Origin of the sequence: Erythrobacter sp. KY5, from assembly GCF_003264115.1 — a bacterium.
GTDB lineage: Bacteria > Pseudomonadota > Alphaproteobacteria > Sphingomonadales > Sphingomonadaceae > Erythrobacter.
In genome coordinates, this window is sequence record NZ_CP021912.1 from 3,172,625 (window position 1) to 3,194,389 (window position 21,765).

General features: G+C 59.4%; 24 protein-coding genes and 1 riboswitch. Of the genes, 12 read left to right on the forward strand and 12 right to left on the reverse strand.

Translation table 11 applies throughout. From position 1 onward, the window contains the following. The first annotated feature begins 4 nt into the window (after positions 1–4). A complete protein-coding gene (locus CD351_RS14985; protein WP_111993377.1) occupies positions 5–751 on the forward strand; it encodes a glutaredoxin family protein in 747 nt (248 codons plus the stop codon). Between the two features lie 46 nt (positions 752–797). Here CD351_RS14985 and CD351_RS14990 read toward each other — a convergent pair whose 3' ends face one another. Further along, the gene (locus CD351_RS14990; RefSeq protein WP_111993378.1) at positions 798–1,436 is read right to left on the reverse strand and encodes a bifunctional 4-hydroxy-2-oxoglutarate aldolase/2-dehydro-3-deoxy-phosphogluconate aldolase; all 639 of its coding nucleotides are present in this window, start codon (positions 1,434–1,436) and stop codon (positions 798–800) included. Positions 1,437–1,618: 182 nt separating this feature from the next. Here CD351_RS14990 and CD351_RS14995 point away from each other — a divergent pair, with 182 nt between their 5' ends. Genes CD351_RS14995 through CD351_RS15010 form a run of 4 tightly spaced genes read left to right on the forward strand, consistent with a single transcriptional unit; the run spans position 1,619 to position 4,321 of the window. Next, complete coding sequence (locus CD351_RS14995) at positions 1,619–3,112, forward strand: CoA-acylating methylmalonate-semialdehyde dehydrogenase (protein WP_111993379.1); 1,494 nt, start codon at positions 1,619–1,621, stop codon at positions 3,110–3,112. A gap of 2 nt (positions 3,113–3,114) precedes the next feature. Further along, positions 3,115–3,591 (forward strand): hypothetical protein, encoded by a 477-nt coding sequence (locus tag CD351_RS15000; RefSeq protein ID WP_111993380.1) that lies wholly within the window; start codon positions 3,115–3,117, stop codon positions 3,589–3,591. A gap of 21 nt (positions 3,592–3,612) precedes the next feature. Further along, positions 3,613–3,924 carry an I78 family peptidase inhibitor gene (locus CD351_RS15005; RefSeq protein ID WP_111993381.1) on the forward strand — a complete coding sequence of 104 codons (312 nt, stop codon included), beginning with the start codon at positions 3,613–3,615 and terminating at the stop codon, positions 3,922–3,924. A 10-nt stretch (positions 3,925–3,934) separates the two neighbouring features. Further along, positions 3,935–4,321 carry a RidA family protein gene (locus CD351_RS15010; protein ID WP_111993382.1) on the forward strand — a complete coding sequence of 129 codons (387 nt, stop codon included), beginning with the start codon at positions 3,935–3,937 and terminating at the stop codon, positions 4,319–4,321. A 4-nt stretch (positions 4,322–4,325) separates the two neighbouring features. Here the strand turns inward: CD351_RS15010 and CD351_RS15015 are convergent, their stop codons facing one another. Then, positions 4,326–4,733, reverse strand: coding sequence for a hypothetical protein (locus CD351_RS15015; protein ID WP_111993383.1), 408 nt, complete (start codon positions 4,731–4,733; stop codon positions 4,326–4,328). 137 nt (positions 4,734–4,870) lie between these two features. Between CD351_RS15015 and CD351_RS15020 the strand changes: the two genes are divergently transcribed. The 5 genes from CD351_RS15020 to mmsB are packed head-to-tail and all read left to right on the forward strand — an operon-like array spanning position 4,871 to position 9,174. Beyond that, positions 4,871–6,016, forward strand: a complete 1,146-nt coding sequence (locus CD351_RS15020; protein WP_111993384.1) for an acyl-CoA dehydrogenase family protein — start codon at positions 4,871–4,873, stop codon at positions 6,014–6,016. Continuing rightward, a complete protein-coding gene (locus tag CD351_RS15025; protein WP_111993385.1) occupies positions 6,013–6,408 on the forward strand; it encodes a VOC family protein in 396 nt (131 codons plus the stop codon). Before CD351_RS15020 ends, CD351_RS15025 begins: the two co-directional genes overlap by 4 nt. Continuing rightward, on the forward strand, positions 6,405–7,475 hold the full coding sequence (locus CD351_RS15030; RefSeq protein WP_111993386.1) for an enoyl-CoA hydratase/isomerase family protein: 1,071 nt from the start codon (positions 6,405–6,407) through the stop codon (positions 7,473–7,475). The genes CD351_RS15025 and CD351_RS15030 overlap by 4 nt, the downstream gene beginning before the upstream one ends. Continuing rightward, positions 7,472–8,278 (forward strand): enoyl-CoA hydratase-related protein, encoded by an 807-nt coding sequence (locus tag CD351_RS15035; protein ID WP_234027159.1) that lies wholly within the window; start codon positions 7,472–7,474, stop codon positions 8,276–8,278. The genes CD351_RS15030 and CD351_RS15035 overlap by 4 nt, the downstream gene beginning before the upstream one ends. A 5-nt stretch (positions 8,279–8,283) precedes the next feature. Beyond that, on the forward strand, positions 8,284–9,174 hold the full coding sequence (gene mmsB, locus CD351_RS15040) for a 3-hydroxyisobutyrate dehydrogenase (RefSeq protein WP_255413059.1): 891 nt from the start codon (positions 8,284–8,286) through the stop codon (positions 9,172–9,174). A gap of 7 nt (positions 9,175–9,181) precedes the next feature. Here the strand turns inward: mmsB and CD351_RS15045 are convergent, their stop codons facing one another. Further along, the gene (locus CD351_RS15045; RefSeq protein WP_111993388.1) at positions 9,182–9,910 is read right to left on the reverse strand and encodes a hypothetical protein; all 729 of its coding nucleotides are present in this window, start codon (positions 9,908–9,910) and stop codon (positions 9,182–9,184) included. A 90-nt stretch (positions 9,911–10,000) separates the two neighbouring features. Here CD351_RS15045 and CD351_RS15050 point away from each other — a divergent pair, with 90 nt between their 5' ends. Continuing rightward, positions 10,001–10,810 carry an NTP transferase domain-containing protein gene (locus tag CD351_RS15050; RefSeq protein WP_111993389.1) on the forward strand — a complete coding sequence of 270 codons (810 nt, stop codon included), beginning with the start codon at positions 10,001–10,003 and terminating at the stop codon, positions 10,808–10,810. Between the two features lie 18 nt (positions 10,811–10,828). Continuing rightward, the gene (locus tag CD351_RS15055) at positions 10,829–12,124 is read left to right on the forward strand and encodes a lipopolysaccharide biosynthesis protein (RefSeq protein ID WP_111993390.1); all 1,296 of its coding nucleotides are present in this window, start codon (positions 10,829–10,831) and stop codon (positions 12,122–12,124) included. On the opposite strand, the gene gcvPB is transcribed toward CD351_RS15055, so the two are convergent. The 9 genes from gcvPB to CD351_RS15100 form a co-directional block, all read right to left on the reverse strand. Then, positions 12,125–13,693 (reverse strand): aminomethyl-transferring glycine dehydrogenase subunit GcvPB, encoded by a 1,569-nt coding sequence (gene gcvPB, locus CD351_RS15060; protein ID WP_111993391.1) that lies wholly within the window; start codon positions 13,691–13,693, stop codon positions 12,125–12,127. Then, positions 13,690–15,066, reverse strand: a complete 1,377-nt coding sequence (gcvPA, locus tag CD351_RS15065) for an aminomethyl-transferring glycine dehydrogenase subunit GcvPA (RefSeq protein WP_111993392.1) — start codon at positions 15,064–15,066, stop codon at positions 13,690–13,692. Before gcvPA ends, gcvPB begins: the two co-directional genes overlap by 4 nt. 43 nt (positions 15,067–15,109) lie before the next feature. Beyond that, positions 15,110–15,481 carry a glycine cleavage system protein GcvH gene (gene gcvH, locus CD351_RS15070; RefSeq protein WP_111993393.1) on the reverse strand — a complete coding sequence of 124 codons (372 nt, stop codon included), beginning with the start codon at positions 15,479–15,481 and terminating at the stop codon, positions 15,110–15,112. Positions 15,482–15,484: 3 nt separating this feature from the next. Continuing rightward, positions 15,485–16,633 (reverse strand): glycine cleavage system aminomethyltransferase GcvT, encoded by a 1,149-nt coding sequence (gcvT, locus tag CD351_RS15075; protein WP_111993394.1) that lies wholly within the window; start codon positions 16,631–16,633, stop codon positions 15,485–15,487. A 159-nt stretch (positions 16,634–16,792) separates the two neighbouring features. Further along, positions 16,793–16,892, reverse strand: a riboswitch (glycine riboswitch). Between the two features lie 110 nt (positions 16,893–17,002). After that, complete coding sequence (csgH, locus tag CD351_RS15080) at positions 17,003–17,308, reverse strand: curli-like amyloid fiber formation chaperone CsgH (protein ID WP_162627769.1); 306 nt, start codon at positions 17,306–17,308, stop codon at positions 17,003–17,005. A gap of 71 nt (positions 17,309–17,379) precedes the next feature. Then, positions 17,380–18,135, reverse strand: a complete 756-nt coding sequence (locus tag CD351_RS15085) for a hypothetical protein (RefSeq protein WP_111993396.1) — start codon at positions 18,133–18,135, stop codon at positions 17,380–17,382. Positions 18,136–18,170: 35 nt separating this feature from the next. Then, a complete protein-coding gene (locus tag CD351_RS15090; RefSeq protein WP_162627770.1) occupies positions 18,171–18,803 on the reverse strand; it encodes a hypothetical protein in 633 nt (210 codons plus the stop codon). 81 nt (positions 18,804–18,884) lie between these two features. Then, positions 18,885–19,892 carry a hypothetical protein gene (locus CD351_RS15095; protein ID WP_111993398.1) on the reverse strand — a complete coding sequence of 336 codons (1,008 nt, stop codon included), beginning with the start codon at positions 19,890–19,892 and terminating at the stop codon, positions 18,885–18,887. 118 nt (positions 19,893–20,010) lie between these two features. Beyond that, positions 20,011–21,741 carry a hypothetical protein gene (locus tag CD351_RS15100; RefSeq protein ID WP_111993793.1) on the reverse strand — a complete coding sequence of 577 codons (1,731 nt, stop codon included), beginning with the start codon at positions 21,739–21,741 and terminating at the stop codon, positions 20,011–20,013. Positions 21,742–21,765: the final 24 nt, after the last annotated feature.

Consider the following 21,765-nt stretch of genomic DNA (forward strand, 5'->3'; position numbering starts at 1 on the left):
AGACATGAAACAGCCCAAAACAGCCAAGCTCTATCGCATGGTCATGGAAGACCATGTGTGCCCGTATGGCATCAAGTCGAAGTGGCTGCTGGAGCGCAGCGGTTTTCAGGTGGACGACCATCACCTCACCACCCGAGAAGAAACCGACGCTTTCAAAGACAAGCACGACGTGAAGACCACGCCCCAGACATGGATCGGCGATGATCGGATCGGTGGCTACACCGACCTCGCCGCTCATTTCGGCTCGCCGGTCAAAAGCGAGGGCAAGTCCTACCAGCCCATAGCCGTGCTCTTCGGGATGATGGCGCTCATGGCGCTGGGTGCAGCCTGGGTTGCCACCGGAGAACCCGTCTCGGTCCTGTCCGCCGAGTGGTTCGTCAGCTTCTCGATGTGCGCACTTGCCTATCTCAAGCTGCGCGATGTCGAAAGCTTCTCGACCATGTTCTTGAATTACGACCTGCTGGCAAAGCGCTGGGTCCCATACGGCTATATTTACCCGTTTGCGGAAGGGTTGGCGGGCGTTTTGATGACAGCGCATGTGCTGAATGTGGTTTCCATCCCCGTGGCCCTGTTCATTGGCACGATCGGCGCGGCCAGCGTTCTCAAGGCTGTCTATCTCGACAAGTGCGAGCTCAAATGCGCGTGTTTGGGCGGCGACAGCAACGTGCCGCTTGGGTTTGTCTCACTCACCGAGAACCTCTTCATGATCGCAATGGCGATCTGGATGCTGGTGAAGCCGACCGTAATCTGATCGGCGCGGATTCATGTCCGCGCCTCAGCTTCGCATCAGAGCGAAATCAGCGCGCGCCCTTCGCGATCGCCAGTGCCTCAGCGGCCAGAGCGGTTACCTCACTGAAGCGGCCCTCAGCGACCGCATTCTTGGGCGTCAACCAGCTTCCGCCGCAGGCGATCACGCTGGGAACTTTCAGAAACTCGGCAAGGTTGCTGGGCGAGATGCCGCCAGTTGGCATGAACCGCATCTCGCGGAAGACCGATGAGAACGCCTTGAGCATAGGTACGCCGCCTGCAAGGCTGGCCGGGAAGAACTTTACCTCTCGCAGCCCCATCGCGTAAGCGCGCTGGACTTCGCCTGCGGTCATCGTGCCCGGGAAAATCGGGACCCCTTCAGCAAGGCAGTATTCCGCGATCTCATCGACAAGACCCGGGCAGACGATGAATTGCGCACCGCTCGCCAGAACCGACTTCGTCTGATCAAGCGTGAGCACTGTGCCTGCGCCGACGAAAAGATCGTCTGTCTCGGCGATAATGGCTTCCATCCCTGCCTGTGCATTCGCACTGCGCATCACCACCTCGATCACGGTCAGGCCACCTGAAGCAACGGCGCGCGTGATTGCGACTGCTTTGGCAGGGTCACCCTCGGCAATGAGAGGCACCACAGGCGCCGCTTCAAGTCGTGTGGAAAGGTCAGTGCTCAATGCCGGTCTCCTGATGTGTTATGCCACGCGATAGAAAGTTTTGGCCGCGCCAGCAATCACGCGACGAATGCGTCCCAAGGAAAGCCCTACGCGCACGATTTCGCTTACTCGCGACCATGCTCTTGCAACGCGTCAAACGCCGCGTCATGTGAGGCGCAACTGGAGAGGAGTTTCAAGTAACCATGCGTCAGGTTGACCATTTTATCGTAGGCGAGCGTCCAGCCCCTACCCGCAAGGCAAATGTCTGGAACCCGTCGACCGGCGAAGTTCAGGCCGAAGTCGTACTGGGAGACCGCGACCTGCTCGAACGCGTGGTTGCAACGGCCAAGGAAGTGCAGCCCGCTTGGGCAGCGACCAATCCCCAAAAACGCGCCCGCGTCATGTTCCGCTTCAAGGAACTGATCGAGGCGAACATGCAGGAATTGGCAGAGCTTCTGTCCTCAGAGCATGGCAAGGTCGTCGATGACGCGAAAGGCGATGTGCAGCGCGGGCTCGAAGTGATCGAGTTCGCCTGCGGCATCCCGCAGGTGCTCAAAGGGGAATACACGCAGGGCGCTGGGCCCGGCATTGATGTCTATTCGATGCGCCAGCCTCTTGGCATTGGTGCGGGCATCACACCGTTCAATTTTCCTGCGATGATCCCGATGTGGATGTTCGGCATGGCCATCGCAGCTGGCAATGCCTTTATCCTGAAGCCCTCGGAGCGCGATCCGTCCGTACCGGTTCGCCTGGCAGAGCTGTTTGTCGAAGCAGGCGCTCCTGAAGGTCTGCTTCAGGTTGTACACGGCGACAAAGAGATGGTCGACGCGATGATCGAGCATCCCGACATTCCGGCGATCAGCTTCGTCGGGTCATCCGATATTGCGCACTATATTTATCGTCGTGGAGCAGAATTCCATAAGCGGGTCCAGGCCTTCGGTGGGGCCAAGAACCACGGCATCGTGATGCCGGATGCCGACCTTGATCAGGTGGTGAATGACCTGTCCGGCGCCGCTTTCGGTTCTGCGGGAGAGCGTTGCATGGCGCTGCCTGTCGTCGTTCCGGTCGGCGATGAAACTGCCGATAGGCTGCGCGAGAAACTTATACCGGCGATCAACGCCCTGCGTGTCGGTGTTTCGAATGATCCCGATGCGCATTACGGCCCCGTCGTAACGCCCCAGCACAAGGAGCGGATCGAACAGTGGATCACCACTGCAGAGCGCGAGGGCAGTGAAATCGTGATCGACGGTCGTGGTTTCACACTCCAGGGGCATGAGAAGGGCTTTTTCGTCGGCCCCACCCTGATCGACCACGTCACCCCGAACATGTCTTCCTACAAGGAAGAGATCTTCGGCCCCGTCCTGCAGATTGTCCGCGCCAAGGATTTTGAAGAGGCGGTTCGCCTGCCAAGTGAGCACCAGTACGGTAACGGTGTCGCAATCTTCACGCGCAACGGTCACGCCGCCCGCGAATTCGCAAGTCGCGTCAATGTGGGAATGGTCGGCGTGAATGTGCCGATCCCGGTGCCGGTCAGCTACCATACGTTCGGCGGTTGGAAGCGCTCTGGCTTCGGTGACATCGACCAGTACGGTACTGAGGGTCTGCAATTTTGGACCAAGAAGAAGAAGATCACGCAGCGCTGGCCCGATGGCGGCGGTGATGGATCGAACGCTTTCGTCATTCCGACGATGAGTTGACGATGCGCACAGCAATCCTCCTGATCGGCGCTTTTGCCCTTGCCGCGTGCGGCAGTGATCCGGCACCCAGCGAACCTGACGTTACCGAGAGCCCCATACCCGTCGAACCCGATGGCGGGATCGGCGATGGCGCGGGTCCACCGCCGGAAGAAGCTCTCGCCAACCGCATCCCGACGCGCTTTCATGGTGCGTGGGATTATGTTGGCGGCACCTGCGATCTGGCATCTGATTTGCGAATGGAGGTCAGCGGTAGCGAGATCCTGTTCTACGAATCCGTCGGAATTGTAACCGCAACCGAGGCAGAGGGAGACGCTGTCATTGTCGATCTCGCCATGGAGGGCGAAGGCGAGACCTGGCAACAGCGCACCCGGCTGATGATTGAGGGCGAAGGCAATGATGAGCGGTTGCTCACTTCTGATGGCGATCAACCGCGTGTCGTAGACGAGTATCCAAGCAAGCGGTGTCCGCCGCAACAGTGAGAAGTATGAAGGGTTGTTGCGATGAAAAGAACTGTTGCAGCGTTTGCCGGCCTCTTTCTGCTGGGCGGTTGCGCGGCTGCGATGGAGCAGACGCCCGCACCATCGCCCGAACCGCTGCGTCCGCCTGCCGGAAACTGCGATGCCTCCGCAGTGCAAGACTATCTAGGCCAGATCGCCAATCAGCAAAACGGCGCTGCCATTCTGGCCGCCAGCAAGGCGCGCGTGCTTCGCTGGGGGCCACCCGACAGCGCGTGGACCATGGATTACCGCGATGATCGCGTGAACGTTCGCTATGACGCGAACATGGAGATCACCGCGGTGACTTGCGGATAGAGCTAGCAACATGTCCAAACGTCAGCGCGCAACCTCGGGATCACCCTATGAGGAGCAATTCGGCTTTTGCCGCGCTGTGCGGCAAGGCAATCGGATCATTGTCGCAGGCACCGGGCCGATCGAAGAGGACGGTTCGACCACAACTGGCGGGGCAGCGCAGCAGGCAGAACGTTGCTGCGAGCTGATTGTTGCTGCCATCGAGGAACTCGGAGGATCGGCAAACGATGTCGTTCGCACACGCATGCTGCTCACCGATTTCGAAGATCAGGATGCGGTCGGCGCTGTCCATGCGCGTTATTTCGGCAGTGCAAAGCCTGCTGCTACGATGGCCGGGGTTTCGTGGCTGTGCCGTAAGGAATGGAAAGTGGAGATCGAAGCCGAAGCGCTTGTCGACTAATCGATCAGGCGACGATCCGCAGTTCGGGTGCGCGGAAATGGGCCGCCACAAGTGCTTGCCTCACTCTCTCAATGAGCTTGGAAGTGGTTTGCATTCGGTCGAGCTCGTCTTTCGAAATGATGACCTCTGGATACTCATCGCCTGAATCGATTGCGATCGCTGGCAACGCGATACTGTGCCCGGGGAAGACTTTCTCGAAGTCGTCCTTATGATGGAACACGACTTCGACAGGCAAGCTCTCCAGAAAGCGTCGCCAGTCGCTGTGCATCGAAACCGCGCCATGGGTTATGGCACAAAGCGAGCACGGATAGGTGTCAGGAGAAGCGATTTTCCAGACCGTATCTCTGAGCGCGTTGATGATGCCGCTGTCGGCATTGTAAATGAGCAGCAGACGAGTTCGTTTCTGGGTCATGCGAAAAGATACGTTGCAATAGCACAAAAGGTTACATGATTGCGTGATCTTTGCGCCAGATGCGCGAAAACAACCACTCGTTGCTCTTGCGCGGATCGCACTTTTCTCGGCCACGCTCAGGGGCTAAACGGCCTCCCATGACAGGACAATTCGCACTCACCGACGACCAGCTCGCGATCCAGGAAATGGCGCAGCGCTTCACCGCCGACAACATCACACCGCACGCCGGCGAATGGGATGAGAAACACATCTTCCCCATCGACACGATCAAACAAAGCGCCGAACTTGGCTTTGGTGCGATCTATGTTTCGGAAGAAAGCGGCGGGATCGGGCTTGGACGCCTCGAAGCCGCGTTGATCATGGAGGCCATGGCCTATGGCTGTCCGTCGACCAGCGCCTTCATCTCGATCCACAACATGGCCGCATGGATGATCGACCGGTTCGGCTCGCAAACGGTGAAGGACAAATACCTTCCCGAGCTCGTCGGAATGGACAAGATCGCAAGCTACTGCCTTACCGAACCGTCGAGCGGATCGGATGCGGCTGCGCTCAAGACCACTGCAAAGCGTGATGGCGACCACTACGTGTTGAACGGGACCAAGCAGTTCATCTCGGGCGCAGGTTCCAACGAAATCTATGTCGCAATGGTGCGCACCGGAGAAGACGGGCCCAAGGGCATCACCTGCATGGTGATCGAAAAGGACATGGACGGCGTAAGCTTCGGCGCGAACGAGAAAAAGCTTGGCTGGCACTCGCAACCTACAGCGCAGCTTATCCTCGAAGATGTGCGTGTGCCGGTTGAAAATGTCGTTGGCGGCGAAGGTGAGGGCTTCCGTATCGCGATGATGGGTCTCGATGGTGGGCGCCTCAATATCGGCGCATGTTCGTTGGGCGGGGCTCAGCGCTGTCTCGACGAGGCGATCCGTTACACCAAGGAACGCAGCCAGTTTGGCAAGGCCGTCGCCGAGTTTCAGAACACCCAGTTCACCCTCGCCGACATGGCTACCGATCTCGAAGCCGCGCGCGCGCTGCTTTATCTCGCTGCCGCCAAGGTCACCGAGAACGCGCCTGACAAGACACGCTTCTCCGCCATGGCGAAGCGGCTTGCGACCGATAATGGATCATCCATCGTCGATCGCGCGCTCCAGCTCCACGGCGGCTATGGCTATCTTCAGGATTACCCGATTGAGCGCTTCTGGCGTGACCTGCGCGTCCACTCCATCCTCGAAGGGACCAATCAGATCATGCGCATGGTCGTTGGCCGGGATCTTCTGCGTCAGTGACCACGCTGACGCTTTCTACGATCACCCTTGTCGTCCCCGACTACGACGCTGGCATTGAATTCTACCGCGATCGGATCGGCTTCGAATTGGTCGAAGACACTGATCTTGGCAACGGGAAACGCTGGGTTGTGGTTGCGCCAGACTGTGGCGGTCATCTGCTTCTCGCCAAGGCAATGGGTGCCGAGCAGCGCGCGGCGATTGGCAACCAGACAGGTGGGAGGGTGGCCTTTTTCCTTGAAACAGACAGTTTTACAGAGACTTACGATCGTTTCGCGCGCGCGGGAGTAAAATTTCTCGAACAGCCGCGCGAAGAGCCTTATGGCAAGGTGGTTGTATTCAGCGATCCTTTTGGCAATCGCTGGGACCTGATCGAACCGAAAGCAGCTGAATGACAGACGACGTCCTTATCCGTACAAACGGCCCGATCGGGCACATCTCACTAAACCGTCCCAAAGCGCTTCACGCGCTCACGCTCGACATGTGCCATGCGATGAGCGCCGCTTTGACTGAATGGGCGCAAGATCATGCCATCGAAGCCGTCATTCTCGACCACCACGAAGGACGGGGCTTTTGCGCTGGCGGCGATATCAACCTGCTGCGCGAATCCGCCTTGAATGATGGGGGCGTCAGTGGACGCAAGTTCTTCCACGACGAATATCAGCTGAACCATCAGATGTTCACCTATGAAAAACCGATTGTCGCCTTCATGGACGGGATCACGATGGGCGGCGGCGTCGGAATTGCGCTCCCGTGCAAATTCCGCGTCGCGACCGAAAACACGCGCTTTGCGATGCCGGAGACGGGCATTGGCCTGTTTCCTGATGTTGGCGGTGGCTGGTACCTCTCGCGCCTTGGCGGCCGCTTGGGCCAGTTTCTCGCGCTGACGGGAGCACGGCTTGACGGTGCAGAAACGCTCTGGACCGGTCTGGCAACACACTACTTGCCCAGCGAAATGCTCGACGACATCAAGGCACGCATTGTTGAGCGACCGGGCCGCATTTCGGGCATCCTCTCTGAACCCGTCGGCACCCCGCCAGAGGCGCGGATTGAGAAGAACGCGCTGAAGATCGCCAAGCACTTCGCCTCGGACCGGTTGGAGGACATTCTCGAAAGCCTGGAATACGAGATCGAGAATAATGAGAATGGTGGCGCGGAATGGGCGCAGAAGGAGCGCGACACGCTTGGGACCAAAAGCCCGCAGACCTGCAAGGTCGCGCTGCGACAGCTTGCGACCAGCGCAGAGCTGACGGACTTTGCTGAGAACATGGCGATGGAGTACCGCATCGCGAGCCGCGTCATTACGAGGCCCGATTTTGCCGAGGGGGTCCGCGCGGTCATCGTTGACAAAACCCACGATCCCAAATGGGACCCCGCAACGCCCGAAGAGACGAGCGAAGAGCTGATCGACAGCATCTTTGCACCGCTCCCGGCTGACGAAGAATGGAAACCGATCAAATGACCGAAACCCAAGGCTACGAAACGATTCAGGTCGAAACAGACGCCCACGGGACGAAAGGCGTCACCCTGATCACGCTCATCCGCCCCAAGGCGTTGAATGCGCTTAACTCAAAGGTGCTCGACGAGCTTACCTGCGCTTTTGCCGGATACCAGGCCGATGACAGCCAGCTTTGCGCTGTAATCACCGGTTCGGGCGACAAGGCTTTCGCAGCAGGTGCCGACATCAAGGAAATGTCAGAGAAGCCGGCGTCGGACTTCTACCTCGACGACTTTTTCTCACCGTGGACGAGCGAGATCGTCAAGAAGACCCGCAAACCGTGGATTGCCGCAGTCAATGGGTTCGCACTGGGCGGCGGGTGCGAGCTTGCGATGATGGCAGACTTCATCATCGCCTCAGATAACGCCAAGTTCGGACAGCCTGAGATCAAGCTCGGCGTTGCCCCTGGCATGGGCGGTTCGCAGCGTCTCACCCGTGCGATTGGCAAATCAAAATCGATGGAAATGTGCCTCACTGGCCGCATGATGAGCGCCGAGGAAGCTGAGCGTGCGAACCTCGTCGTGCGCGTCGTGCCCCAGGCCGACCTTGTCACCGAAGTCCTCAAGACCGCAGCCGTCATCGCCAGCATGCCTCCGATGGCCGCAATCGCGAACAAGGAAATGGTCAACGCCGCGTTTGAGACCACGCTCGACCAGGGGCTGATCATGGAGCGCCGAATCTTCCAGATCCTCACGGCCAGCGAAGACAAGGCCGAAGGCATGGCCGCGTTTATCGAGAAGCGTGAAGGAAACTGGAAAGGGCGCTGAACCCAATCCAGCGGGAGAGAGACATGACGATCGCATTCATTGGCCTTGGCAACATGGGCGGCGGTATGGCCGCAAATCTCGTAAAGGCGGGTTTCAAAGTCCGCGCCTTCGACCTCAGCGAAGAGGCGCTGGCGGCTGCAAGACAAGCGGGCTGCGAGACATTCACGAGCGCCCGGGAAGCGGTCGAAAGGGTGGACGCGGTCGTCTCGATGTTGCCAAACGGCGCAATCGTGAAAGGCGTCTATACCAATGACGTCATTGGCCACGCGCCACACGCCGCGACGCTGATCGACTGCTCAACCATCGACGTCGCCACCGCGAAAGAAGTTGCCAATGCGGCGCATGCAGAGGGCTACAAAATGGTCGACGCGCCGGTTTCTGGTGGCATCGCAGCAGCCAATGGCGGGACGCTGACCTTCATGGTCGGCGGTGAGCACCATGCATTCGAAGCCGCAGAGCCGATCCTTTCGGCCATGGGCAAGGCGGTGATCCATGCAGGCGCAGTCGGCGCGGGCCAGACCGCCAAGATCTGCAACAACATGCTGCTTGCCATCACGATGATCGGCACTTCAGAGGCCATGAAAATGGCGGAGAAGCTCGGTCTGGACCCGCAGAAATTCTACGAGATCAGCTCGCAAAGTTCGGGGTACAACTGGTCGCTCAACGCTTACACCCCGCTACCCGGCGTGGGTGTCGAGAGTCCCGCTGACAACGACTACAAGGGAGGCTTTGCAACCCCATTGATGGTCAAAGATCTGCGGCTTGCAATGGAAGCCGCCGAAACAGCAGACGCCGCTGTTCCGCTCGGCTCACGGGCCGCAGCGCTGTACGAGGACTTCCTTGGCGCAGGCAACGAAGCGCTCGATTTCTCCGCAATCATCAAGACCTATACCTGATCGCTTGTCAGAGTGGGCGATTGATGTCTGCAATCACCCAATTGAGCCATTCGCGCGGGGCCTTCCGGCGGCCGATGTCGGCGACGAATTCCTGACCGCGTGCGACGCTCTTCAGCCTGCCGCCACGCAGCCAGCGATCTGCGCGGTCGTGGTAGGACAATCCGCCACGCTTTAGCCACGGAGGTCGCTGCCAGAGGCTTGGCGGTCCTTCCGGCACGGTCAGGCGAAGCGCATCGCTTGCGCTGCGCGCCTGCCGCCCCTCACCTCGCCAGATAACGTCGTTGCGATGATGCAGCGCCAGCGCGTGCGGATGCGCGAGTTCGGTGAACTCTTCTGGAACCTGCTGCGATAGAGGGAAAACCTCTTCGACCCGAAGGTATCCGAATATCCTGTGGTGAGGCTCACGCGTTTGTTCGTCAGCAAACAGACCGAAGAATATGAACACGTCGCCCACGACCACCCCCTGTCGTTCGAGATGAGTTTGCGCTGCGCCGCATTGTCCAAAAACGCAGATTCCATCGTTTAGAAACATGGGATCGTGGTGACAGAGATCGTTCTCCGCCAGTTTCCCGCGACTGGCCGCGTGCGCCAGCTGGCCGAGCCCCAGATCGCCGTAGGTCGTGTTGCTCGCTGCTCCGGCCGGAATCGGCAAACTGACCGGCTTCCCTCCGACAATCGGTGACGGGCCACCGCCGGCGCTTGAATCGAACCCTTTGCGTGAGAAGATGATGCGCATGAGCCTCTCTTTGCCATGCGACAAAAAGTTGCACAAACGAACGCTTTCCTTGCTTTGCGCAGAAGTCCGAATGACGCTAAAGGCGCGGCCATGACACAAGAAACCAAAATCACTGCCCTCATCATGGCGGGCAAGCGTTCGGGTCGGCTCGATCCACTCGCAGCCAATGCTGGCGTGTCGCAAAAGGCGGTTGTGCCGGTACTCGGTGTGCCTATGGTCGAGCGTGTGGTCCAACAGGTCGCAGCCTGCGACCAGATTGGCGCCATCCGCATTGTCGCGCATGAACCCGATGAAATTGCAGAACTTCCCACCATCGCCGCCCTGATGAAGGAAGGTCGGCTGAAATTTGCAGAGGGCAAGTTCAACATCGTCGACAGCGTATTCTCTGGCGCAGAAGGCGTGACGTTCCCGATGCTCATCACGACAGCGGACAATTGTCTCGTGACGCCTGAGGGCTACGGTGAATTCATCACCAAGTGCCTCGCAAAGGACGCAGGCGCCGCTGCCGGGCTCGCTCGAAAGGAAGACGTGATTGCTGCGGATCCTGAGGGGCAGAAAAAGTTTTATCAGTTCCGCGACGGCGCATTTTCCAACTGCAACCTCTATTGGCTTGGCGGTCAAAAAGCACTCGGTGCCGCCGAGATCATGCGCGGTGGCGGTCAGTTCGTGAAATTCCCGAGCCGCATCATCAAGGCATTCGGCCTGATGAACCTCATCCGGTTTCGCCTCGGCACCGGCTCGAAGGAGAAGCTGTTCGAACAGGCTTCCGGGCGTTTCGGGGTCAAGCTTGTGCCTATCGAACTGTCGAACGGCCAATACGCCATAGATGTCGACAACCAGCGCACTTTTGACGTGACCGAACGGCTTCTCAAAAAGCGCGAGGAGCAAAGCGCGGCCTAGTCGGCCGATGTTGCGCAGATGAAGCGTCTTTTCACCAATATGGGCTGGCTGCTCGGTGGGCGCAGCATCAATGCGGTACTCAGCCTCGTCTACCTTGCTCTCGCCACGCGAACGTTGGGGCTGGAGGGCTTTGGCTACTTTGCGGCAATTGTCGCGCTAGGGCAGGCGGTCACGGGACTGGCCAATTTCCAGACATGGCAATTCATCGTGAGATGGGGCGCCAATGGCGAAGGCGCGAGCGAGGCGACAGGCTTCGCTATCGCGTTGGATAGCCTGTCGGTTGTGATGGGGACAGCGATTGCGGCGCTGCTCGTGTGGAGCGCGCCGTTTTGGCTACCCCTGCCGTCCGAGCTGTTGTGGCTTACGTTCGGGTACTGCGTCATATCGCTGCTCTCAATCCGCACGACGCCGACAGGACTGCTGAGGCTGCGCTTCGAATATGCGACCGCCACTGCGGCTGAGGCAGTGCAACCAATCGTGCGCGCGGCGGGCGCGGTCCTCGCTTGGTTGTTCATGCCGACAGTGACCGGTTTCATTCTGGCCTACGCGGTGTCTGAGGTGGCCGTCGCTGCTGCATTGTGGATCGCAGCCGCAAGGAGCGAGCGGATCGACCTGAGCAAGTTCAGTTTCAAGCGCATTCCAGCCAAACACCAAGACGCCTGGCGCTTCGTCTGGTCGACTAACATGTCAGGAAGCCTCACGATTGCAGGCAAGCAGGTCATTATCCTGCTGGTTGGTACGTTCGGTGGAGCGGCTCTGCTAGGCGGGTTCAGAGTTGCGAGCCAATTGGGTCAGGCGCTCGTCGAGCTCGCCAAGACAATCTCCAAGGCGATCTTGCCAGAACTGGTCCATGCAAAAGACGACGCGCTCTACATGGCCCGGCGAATGGCCAACATCGCGCTGATCGGAGGGGTTCTGGCCGTACTGGTCGCGCTGTTCTTTGGACGCTGGGGCCTTGATTTGCTCGCGGGCGGTGAGTTCAACGGATTTTATTGGGCAATGGTCATTTTGGCGATTGCCGGTGCGGTCGAGCTTGTGGGCGCAAGTTTGGAATCGCTGCTCGTATCAGCGGGACGCGCAGGCACTGCATTCATCGTCCGTGCGGTTCCGACCATCCTTGCGCTGCTTTTGCTCGACGTCGCGATCGACTGGAACGGGGCGAAGGGTGCCGCATTTGCAGTGCTCGGCTCCAGCTCGCTTGCAGTGATCGGCTTTTACGTCGCGATCCTGAACATGCAGCAAATCCGGATTACGCTGGAACCCGACGAAGGCGCGGAAATTCCGCCCTCGCCCGGGTCCGGCCCAAATTCCTGATCAGTCTTCAGGCTCTTGCCAAGCAAGCTTGGGCTTGCGCGCAGCTGCCGTTTCGTCGAGCCGGCGACGCGGCGCATAGTAAGGCGCCTGCTTAAGCGTCTCGTCCCCCGCCCTGGCACGTTCAGCGATGCTACGGATCGCCGTGATAAACTGGTCGATGGCAGCTTTGCTTTCCGTCTCGGTCGGCTCGATCAACATCGCGCCATGAACCACGAGAGGGAAATACACGGTCATCGGATGATATCCCTCATCGATCAGCCCCTTCGCAAGATCGAGCGTGGTGAGGCCATTTTCGAACCCTTTATCGCCGAACAGTGCCTCGTGCATGCATGGCCCGCTATCGGCGAACGGTGCGTAGAGGGTGTCTTCGAGATTTCGCAGGATGTAGTTGGCATTGAGGACCGCATCCTCGGCCACCTGCTTGAGCCCGTCGGCACCGTGGCTGAGCATATAGGTCAGCGCCCGAGTGAACATGCCCATCTGGCCATGGAACGCGGTCATCCGGCCAAAGGTCTGGCCACGCGACGCCTCGCGCGCTTCCTCTTCGACAAGTTCGAAGGTGCCGTCATCGTGTTTGCGAACGAAGGGCAAAGGAGCAAACGGTTCGAGCGCTTCGGAGAAGACCACCGGACCTGAGCCGGGACCACCGCCACCGTGCGGTGTCGAAAAGGTCTTGTGCAGATTGATGTGCATCGCATCGACGCCGAGGTCGCCAGGGCGCACGCGTCCTACGATCGCGTTGAAATTCGCCCCGTCGCAATAAACGTATCCGCCCGCCTCATGGACCGCATCGGCAATCTCACGAAAGTCTTTCTCGAACAGACCGCACGTGTTCGGGTTAGTAATCATGACCGCAGCCACATCCGGTCCCAGACGCTCTTTAAGCTTCGCCACGTCAACGCGCCCCTCGGCGGTCGCGGGAATGTCTTCGACACGGTAGCCGGCAAATGCGGCGGTGGCAGGGTTCGTGCCGTGGGCGCTTTCAGGAACAAGAACCACCTCGCGCGCATCGCCGCGTGCTTCGTGCGCCGCACGGATCGCGAGAATGCCGCACAATTCCCCATGGGCGCCCGCCTTCGGGCTCATCGCGACCGCAGGCATCCCAGTGAGGGTCTTCAGCCAGCCACCAAGCTCGTAGATCACCTCAAGTGCGCCCTGCACGCTGTTTTGCGGCGCCAGCGGGTGGATATCGGCATAACCGGGAAGACGCGCCAATTTCTCGTTGAGCCGCGGATTGTGCTTCATCGTGCAGCTGCCGAGCGGGAAGAAGCCCAGATCGATCCCGTAATTCTGGCGGCTGAGGCGCGTGTAATGACGCACGGTCTCCGGCTCGGTCAAACCGACCAGACCAATCGGCGCTGAACGTTTCAGCGCGCCCAAGCGGGTAGATGCTTGCGGGTCGATTTCAGGAAGATCCACCCCTGTCGTCTCCGCGTGCCCGATCTCGAAGATCAAAGGTTCTTCAAGCATCAGAGCGCGGTTGCCGGTCGTGGTTGCAGGGCCGTTATGCAGGCCGTCTTCAGCAACGGTCATTTCAGGCTTCCATCCGGATTTGTTGGGCGCGTTCATTGCACCGCCCCCTTCACGCTGGCTTCGAGCTCTCGGGCAAGCGTCTCTATGTCTTCTTCAGTCGTGGTTTCGGTCACAGCCACCAGCAAAGCGTGCTCAAGCGCCTCTACCCCCGGATAGAGACGTCCGAGCGACACGCCGCCCAGCACACCGCGATCAGCCAGATCCCGCACGATCTCGCGCGCAGGCTTACCGTCGAGCATGAGGGTGAACTCGTTGAAGAACGTGTTGTTAAGCAGTTTGACCCCGGGAACCTTCTCGAGCCTGTCCGCCGCCAGGCAGGCGAGGCGGTGGTTCTCGGCGGCAAGTTCGCGCAGGCCCTTTTCCCCCAGCAAGTTCATGTGGACACTGAATGCCAGCGCGCACAATCCGCTATTGGTGCAGATGTTGGAGGTCGCCTTCTCGCGCCGAATATGTTGTTCCCGAGTAGACAGCGTCAGCACAAACCCGCGCTTTCCTTCTGCATCGGTCGTCTCGCCGCATAGCCGTCCCGGCATCTGGCGAACGTGCTTGGGATCGCGAACGGCGAAAAGACCAAGGTAGGGGCCACCGAATTGAAGGCCGACGCCGATCGACTGTCCCTCGCCCACGACGATATCAGCGCCCATCTCGCCCGGAGCCTTGATCGCACCCAGAGCGACTGGTTCGGTGTTCACCACAACCAGCAACGCGCCGACCGCGTGGGCCGCTTCGGCAACCGGGGTGAGATCGCTGATCCGACCGAGAATATCGGGATACTGGACGACCACGCAGGCGGTGTCTTCGTCGATACGCGACGTCAGTCCGTCAAGATCGGGCTCGGCCTGGATCGCAGGAGCGCTGTCAGCGATCACGTCTCCCGTAAAGTGCGCCATGGTGCGCACAACTTCCGAATAGTGCGGATGCAGCGCCCCGGACAGAACCGCGCGCTTCTTGCGAGTAACCCGCGTCGCCATTGCGACCGCTTCCCAGCAGGCGGTCGAACCATCGTAGAGCGATGCATTTGCGACTGCGCAGCCATAGAGCCGAGCGACCTGGCTCTGAAACTCGAAAAGCATCTGAAGCGTGCCCTGCGCAATCTCGGGCTGGTAAGGTGTGTAGGCCGTCAGGAACTCGCCTCGCTGGATGATATGATCGACGCTGGCGGGGACATGGTGGCGATAAGCCCCTGCGCCAAGGAAGAACGGTGCGTCTCCCGCAGCGAGATTCTTTGCCGCGCGCGCCTTCATATGGCGTTCGACAGCCATCTCACTCGCGTGCATCGGCAGATCGCGGATCGGGCCATCAAGCCGGGCCACTTCTGGCACGTCGACGAAAAGGTCGTCGATCGAGCCCGCGCCAATCTTGGCCAGCATTTCGGAGCGGTCGGTGTCAGTCAGCGGGAGGTAGCGCATTGGGGGAATTCCTAAGGTGAGCCGTCAGGCTCGTGTCACACGGTCACAGACTGTCTACGAAGGCCTTGTAACCCTTTTCGTCCATCAGGCCTTCGAGTTCGGCAGTGTCGGAAATCGAAAGCCGGAAGAACCAGCCTTCCTCTTCAGGCGATGAGTTGACGAGTGCGGGGTCTTCTTCGAGCGCGCCGTTGGTCTCAGTCACCTCGCCCGAGATGGGCGCATAGACATCGCTCGCAGCCTTGACGCTCTCAACCACTGCCGCATCTCCGGCTTTGTCGAGAACGGTGCCGACACTCGGCAATTCGACGAACACAATGTCGCCGAGCTGTTCCTGAGCATAATCCGTGATGCCGACGGTGGCGCTGTCGCCCTCCACGTCGATCCATTCGTGTTCATCAGTGTAATAGCGAGGCATTGGTCAGTTCCCCCTGAAATAGCGATGCGGGACAAACGGCATTGGTGTTACGGATGCTGGAAGGCGGCGGTTGCGAACCTCGCATTCCAGCTGTGTTTCGGGAGCAGCATAGGCTGCATCGACGAAAGCCATGGCGATCGGGTGGCCGAGCGTCGGCGAAAACCCGCCGCTAGTGACAATCCCGACTTTCTTGTCGCCACTGAAGACCTCCGCGCCTTCGCGAGCGGGGAGGCGCCCGTCGAGCTTCAGGCCGACGCGGCGCTGGGCAAGCGTACCGGACTCAAGATCGGCAAGTCGGCCGAGAACGGCAGTGTGCCCTGAATAGCCGCCAGCTTCCCGGCGCTTCTTCGATAGCGCGAAGGTGAGGTCGGCGCTGACCGGGTCGGTGTCGATGGTAAGGTCGTGACCGTATAGCGGCAGACCTGCCTCAAGACGCAGGCTGTCACGCGCGCCAAGACCTGCAGGCTTTACCCGCTCATCGGCGACCAGAGCGTCTGCCAGCGCCTCTGCCTTGTCTTCCTGCACGGCAATCTCGAAGCCATCTTCGCCGGTATAGCCAGCACGGCTGACCCAAAGGTGACCGCCGTTCCATTCGAACAGGCCAGCAGTCATGAAGGTCAGGGCGCCGGTGCCGGGAACGAGGTTTTCCAGCACCTCACCCGCACGCGGCCCTTGCAGGGCGAGCAAGGCGAAATCGTCGAGATGGGTGAGCGTGACATCATCATCGAGATGTTCTCGCAGGTGAGCGATATCGTCCCACTTGCAAGCACCGTTGACCACCAGCGCCAAATGGGAACCGGTGTTGGTTACCATCAGATCGTCGATGATGCCGCCGTCTTCGGTCAGGAGCAGCGAGTAGCGCATCTTGCCAGGTTTCAGGTTGGTGATCGCTCCGGGAAGCAGCTTTTCGAGCTCGCGCGCTGCAAGCGTGGGGTCAATTTCCGGTGACTTGAGAGCAAGCTGGCCCATATGCGAGACATCGAACAGGCTCGCGCTGGTTCGCGTCCATTCATGCTCAGCCACGATGCCTTCATACTGGATCGGCATCTCATAGCCCGCAAAAGGCACCATCCGTGCGCCGCGATCCCGGTGCCAGGCATCCAGAGGTAGCGTCCCCAGCGGGAGTTCCTCAGGCAGTTCTTCTTCGCTCAAATCATGTCCCCGAACAGGCAATCAAACGCTTCGAAGTGAAGCGAGTTCCTGCCCCCTCTGTCGGGTGAACCTGAGAGCTTAGCCGTATCGCAGATGCGCACAGCCTTCCCCTTCGGTGGCTCCGAACCGAATGGCTCGCAGCGCTTTCCAGAGTGCCTATGCCTTTTCGCGGTCCATTTGCCTGAGAGTTTCCGGGGCGGTTGCTCCTTCGGCGCCGGATCGGGGCTTGGCCCAGACCAGTCTCTCCCGCGAAAGACGCCGGAATCACCCCCGGCAGGCGCGCTCTATGTTGCGGATGCGAAAAGAGGCGTCAATCGCTCGATAGCGCTTAGAGCAAAATAATTATGCACAAAGTGCACAAATGGGGTTTCAACCTTGCGCGCAGGTTCCGGCTGTCAGCGTATATTGCTCGCCATCGGCCTCGGTCACGTCGACCGTCGCGCACCAGGTTTCACCGAAACTGGTCTTGAGCCGCGACAGCACATGCCTTTCGCCTGCGGAGACGTTCGTGCTTCCCGAATGGCGAGCGGTCGAAGATCCCGTAAGCTTGAGCTTGTAATCGACCTGTTGGTTGGTTTGGGAATCGGCGATGAGTTCGAGTTCAACGTTGTTGCCCTGCTCAACCACTGAAAGCGTGAGCGCCCTGCCCGAATTGTCCATGGTCTTGGCTCCCACCACACTCCCGATTGCAAGCGCAGGTATAAGAGCAAGCCAAGCTGTAAGTGAGTTCCGCATCACGATGAGCCTCAATTCCCGCCCAGCTGCGTGACGATAGCGTTCACGACTGCCTGCGTCTCGGGCGACAGGCTGTCGATGCCATCGCCTTCAGCCGCTGTCGCCTGTGCGTCGCTTAATGTCTGTTGCCCCAAAGCAACCGATGCGACCGCCTGATCGGAAAAATTCTGAGCGCGACCGGTGTTCTGCGCCAGTCGCGAAATCGCGGATTCAAGCGTTGCGATCCGGTCGCTGTCGAAGCGCCCGCCCAGTAATGCATCCTCTGCCGAAGCCGTGCGACGCTGGCCAAACTCCGCCGATCGGTTCTCGATCCGATCTTCGCACAGTGCGCGGATTGCCGCGATATTGTTTGCCTGCTCGCAAATGTCCGTACCTTCAACCGCTTCGAGAAGGACCTGTCGCTCAGCCGGACTGAGCTGCGCAAGCGCCTCCGAAGATTTTCCATCGGAAAGTTGAGCCACATCGCGAGCGCCCTCGCCCGTCGACACCTGCGCGAGTTCGCTTTCTTCAGCAGCTGCGCGCTGGCGCGCCAGCTGTTCCTGCTGCGCAGCGCGCGCGCGTGCTTCAGCGACCGTTTCAGGGGTTATCTGGTCCGGATAGTAAACCGGCGAGCCGATATGTTGAACTGGCGGCGCGACTGGCTCAACCTTGGACGACTGATCTGGAGCCTGATTGACGAACGCGCTTTCTTCGCGCGGAACGTCATTGGGATTAGCCTGAGCTAACGCGTAACCGGGTACAGCAAGCGAGAGGCCGAAAAGGGCCATTCCAGTGGCCGGCCAGGCACGCGTTTTGGTCAGGACTATCCTCCGTTGGTTTGCAGGATAAACATGGTCTGTCCGCCCGTCTGTTCAACGGCCATATCCGACAGTCCTGAGCCATCCTGCACCCACTCAAGCCGGTTCCCCGAATTGAGCTGCGACGCCGTCATTGTATTGTTATTTCCATTTTGCACAAGTCGCGCCTGATTGTCAGAGCCGTCTTGCACGAGACCGATCATGTTATCGTTGCCCGACTGGGCGATTTCGGCAGCTGTTCCAAGCAGGCCGTTATCGGTCTGGGAAAGCAGGATCGCGTTGCCATCGCCTTCCTGAATGAGGTTCGCGACCGCTTCGCCATCGCCCGACTGAGCGATCTCAGCGGCGTTACCCACACCGTTCTGGCCAAGGACGGCAATGTGCGCGCCATTGCCACTCTGTTCGAGCGTGGCTTCGTTGTCGCTGCCTTCCTGCCGAACCTCTGCCGTTTGCGTGTTGGTCGATTGTTCGACCGTCACCTCGTGACGCTCGCCGACTTGTTCGACGAAAACGTTGAATGCTTCGGTCGTGGGCGTTTCGACCGGCGTGAAACTCTGAGCCGAGAGCGGTGCGGTTGTAACACCTGCGCCAAGCATGAGAGCAGCCGCTGCTGAGAGAGATATCCGATTGAAACGCATTGTCATAATACACCTTGGCATTCTTTGATGGGATGCCGGACGAACCCCCCGTCCGCCCGGCATGCCTGGCTCATGAGCCTATCAGGGGGTGCCCTGCGTAACGGTTGCAAGTGAGCCCGTACCGCTCTGGGTAACGAACGAAGAGCTACCGTCATACTGGGTTACGAATGCCTGATGATCGCTTCCGTTCTGAGTGATGCGGCTGAAGTTGCCGTCACTGCCGAACTGGTCGACATCGGCAAGGTTGTTGCCGCCTGCAGCCTGATCGTTCTGATAGATCTCGCTGAAATTGGCGTCGCCCTGCTGATTGACGAGGGCATCATTGTCAGCGCTCAGCGCACCCGAACCCTGAACCACGAGAGCGAAATTGCCGAAAGCGGCGCCGCCGCTGCTGTTCTGATCGACGTCTGCGAACTGATCGGTGCCGCCCTGAACAACCGAACCGACATTCAGGTCGCCGATCTGGTCGATCGTGGCAACGCCTCCGTCAGAGTCCGTAACGGTGCCGGGCGCGATGCCGCGGATCGTATCGGTGAACACAGTCGTGCGCCCCTGAACGATCGCTGCATCATTGAGGAAACCATCTGTCTGGACGATGGTCGCCGTGTTCGCTCCGCCGCCCGCAGCGCCAGTCTGTTCGACTGTGGCGAAGCTGAAATCGGTAAGTGCGTTCTGCGCAACGGTGGCAGTACCGCCGGCCTCGTTGCCAACCTGATCGATGTCAGCGAGCGAGTTTACCCCGTCCTGAATGACAGTGGCTCTGACGCGCGCAGTGTTGGTTGCACTCGTGTCCTGAGTCACGAAGGCAAAGTTTTCCGTACCGGTCTGATCGACCGTCACGAGATTTCCCGGTGCCGCGAACGTGCCGGTCTGGCTTACATCCGCAACGTTGTCGCTGCCAGTCTGGTCAACAGTCGCATCGTTTTCTTCGCCCGTTTGCTCGACCAAAGAACAGTTATTGACGCCAACCGGGCATCCTGCAGGAGTGGCAGCAGCAGGGGTTGGGCCGTTGCCTGCATTCTGAGCCATTGCCGGAACGGCAAATGCCAATGCAGCGACTGATGCACCTGCAAGAATTACCTTCGTCATTCCATATTCCTCACGCAGTCAGGTTTGAACCAAATTCGTTCGGGTTACCTTGAGCGGCAAGCTCGGGAATTTCCTGAAGGGGACGCCGGTGCGCCCCCTTCAGGCGTATTCATGGCAATCAGGGGACCACAGGACCCTGATTGACGGTAGCGGTGTTGCCCGTGCCGGTCTGGTCAACGGACGAGAAGTCGCCCGTGCCCGCCTGGGTCACGTTGGCGGTGTTCGACGTACCGTCCTGGAAGATGACCGAGATGCTCGTGTCAGATGTCGACTGCTGGAACACGTTCGCATCGTTGAGCGTGCCGGTCTGTGCGATGCCGGATTCGCTGAAGATACCGTCCTGATTGACGTTTGCGTCGTTTCCGCCGCCAGCGCCATTCTGGTCGATCTGCGAGAAGTTACCCTCACCGATCTGGTCAACGAAAGCGATGTCGCCAGCGCCCAACTGGAAAACATACGAAATGTTGTCCGTGCTCGTACCGGTTACGCCCTGACGAACGGTCGCCGTCGAAGCGTCGTCCTGATCGATGTCAGAGTTGTTGCCGGTTCCGTTCTGCGTGACGAACGCGATCGCGTCGCCGCCAGCGTTATTGTTGGTCTGACGAGCGTCCGAACGGTTGCCGAAACCGGTCTGATCGACTGTGATTTCCGTACGCTCAGCACCATCCTGAACAATGTTCGAATAGTTGGCCCGAACCGAATTTGTCACAGGGTTCAACGGGTCAGTCGTATCGAGAATGGCGAGACGATCGACGCCTGCAACGCTGCCCGACGTATCGGTCGAGGTCTGCGTCACCTGAGCGCGGCCGGTTCCCGACGACTGCGAAACGAAGCTGTCGTTGCCGTCTTCGTTTTGCTCAACGAGAATACCGCTGGCATCCGCGCCGGTGGACACGTTGTTCTGCTCGACGCGCGAGAGGTTGTCGCTACCGCTCTGAATGATGTCGACGTTCACGCCATTGAAGATGCCGTTACCGGCAACACCGGTCTGGACGATCGACGAAATGTTGTCATCGCCAAGCTGGTCAACGCGTGCGTCGACATTGCCATCGTTGCTCTGGATGATGATCGAATCGTTGCGATCACCTTCCTGATCAGTCCGAGCGGTCACGGCGCGGCTGCCTGAGAGCTGGAAGACGTCCGAGAAGTTGTCGTTGCCGATCTGGGTGATGCCGTTGCCGTTGGTGTTGCCGTTACCAACACGGACGCTATTACCTTCTTGGATCGCGAAGGCGTTGTTACCTGTACCGCCAGACTGACGAACGGTTGCACGCGGCTCGAAGCCGCTGTCGCTCTGCTCGACATAGGAATCGTTGTCTCCATCCTGGACGACGCTGACGCTTGAGTTACGGGTTTCTAGCTGGAAGATCACCGAAGACGCACCAACGCCGGTTTGCTGGACAGTTGCGCGAGTTGGAAAGTCACCCCCACCCGACAATCCTACATTGTCTTGGACAACCGACGAGCTGGCTTCGTCACCAGACTGCGTGACATTTACTAAACCGCGCCGTGAGCCGTTTAGCTGATCAATATCTGAATCGTTGTTGTCGCCCGACTGAGTGACTGTGGCTTCGTTGCCGAGCATGGCTCCACCGTTAGTCGTATTGCCTGGTCCATCCTGCTCGATGTTCGATGTATTGCCGTCGCCTGTTTGAGTAAGCGTTGCCTCGTTGAGAGCGCCGCTCTGCTCGATGATCGAGCAGTTATTTGCACCCGGAGGGCAGTCCTCGATAACAGGTGCCGTGTCAGGCGTACGCGGATCGGCGGGTGCCGAGACGGACTGCGCCATTGCGGTTCCGGCCATGCTCAGGGCAATGATTGATGCCCCCGTCATTGCTAGCTTTCTCATCGTTCTTGTCCTTCTTTTCTATCT

Coding starts and splice junctions, on each gene's coding strand:
- CD351_RS15045 (WP_111993388.1), bottom strand. CDS start 9,910: ATGCGCATCATCTTCTCACGCAAAGGGTTCGATTCAAGCGCCGGCGGT.
- gcvPA (WP_111993392.1), bottom strand. CDS start 15,066: ATGCGCTACCTCCCGCTGACTGACACCGACCGCTCCGAAATGCTGGCC.
- CD351_RS15020 (WP_111993384.1), top strand. CDS start 4,871: ATGACAGGACAATTCGCACTCACCGACGACCAGCTCGCGATCCAGGAA.
- CD351_RS15100 (WP_111993793.1), bottom strand. CDS start 21,741: ATGAGAAAGCTAGCAATGACGGGGGCATCAATCATTGCCCTGAGCATG.
- CD351_RS15095 (WP_111993398.1), bottom strand. CDS start 19,892: ATGACGAAGGTAATTCTTGCAGGTGCATCAGTCGCTGCATTGGCATTT.
- CD351_RS15030 (WP_111993386.1), top strand. CDS start 6,405: ATGACAGACGACGTCCTTATCCGTACAAACGGCCCGATCGGGCACATC.
- CD351_RS14995 (WP_111993379.1), top strand. CDS start 1,619: ATGCGTCAGGTTGACCATTTTATCGTAGGCGAGCGTCCAGCCCCTACC.
- CD351_RS15015 (WP_111993383.1), bottom strand. CDS start 4,733: ATGACCCAGAAACGAACTCGTCTGCTGCTCATTTACAATGCCGACAGC.
- CD351_RS15055 (WP_111993390.1), top strand. CDS start 10,829: ATGAAGCGTCTTTTCACCAATATGGGCTGGCTGCTCGGTGGGCGCAGC.
- CD351_RS14985 (WP_111993377.1), top strand. CDS start 5: ATGAAACAGCCCAAAACAGCCAAGCTCTATCGCATGGTCATGGAAGAC.
- gcvPB (WP_111993391.1), bottom strand. CDS start 13,693: ATGAACGCGCCCAACAAATCCGGATGGAAGCCTGAAATGACCGTTGCT.
- CD351_RS15010 (WP_111993382.1), top strand. CDS start 3,935: ATGTCCAAACGTCAGCGCGCAACCTCGGGATCACCCTATGAGGAGCAA.
- CD351_RS15050 (WP_111993389.1), top strand. CDS start 10,001: ATGACACAAGAAACCAAAATCACTGCCCTCATCATGGCGGGCAAGCGT.
- CD351_RS15090 (WP_162627770.1), bottom strand. CDS start 18,803: ATGCGTTTCAATCGGATATCTCTCTCAGCAGCGGCTGCTCTCATGCTT.
- CD351_RS15000 (WP_111993380.1), top strand. CDS start 3,115: ATGCGCACAGCAATCCTCCTGATCGGCGCTTTTGCCCTTGCCGCGTGC.
- gcvH (WP_111993393.1), bottom strand. CDS start 15,481: ATGCCTCGCTATTACACTGATGAACACGAATGGATCGACGTGGAGGGC.
- CD351_RS15085 (WP_111993396.1), bottom strand. CDS start 18,135: ATGGCCCTTTTCGGCCTCTCGCTTGCTGTACCCGGTTACGCGTTAGCT.
- CD351_RS15035 (WP_234027159.1), top strand. CDS start 7,472: ATGACCGAAACCCAAGGCTACGAAACGATTCAGGTCGAAACAGACGCC.
- CD351_RS15005 (WP_111993381.1), top strand. CDS start 3,613: ATGAAAAGAACTGTTGCAGCGTTTGCCGGCCTCTTTCTGCTGGGCGGT.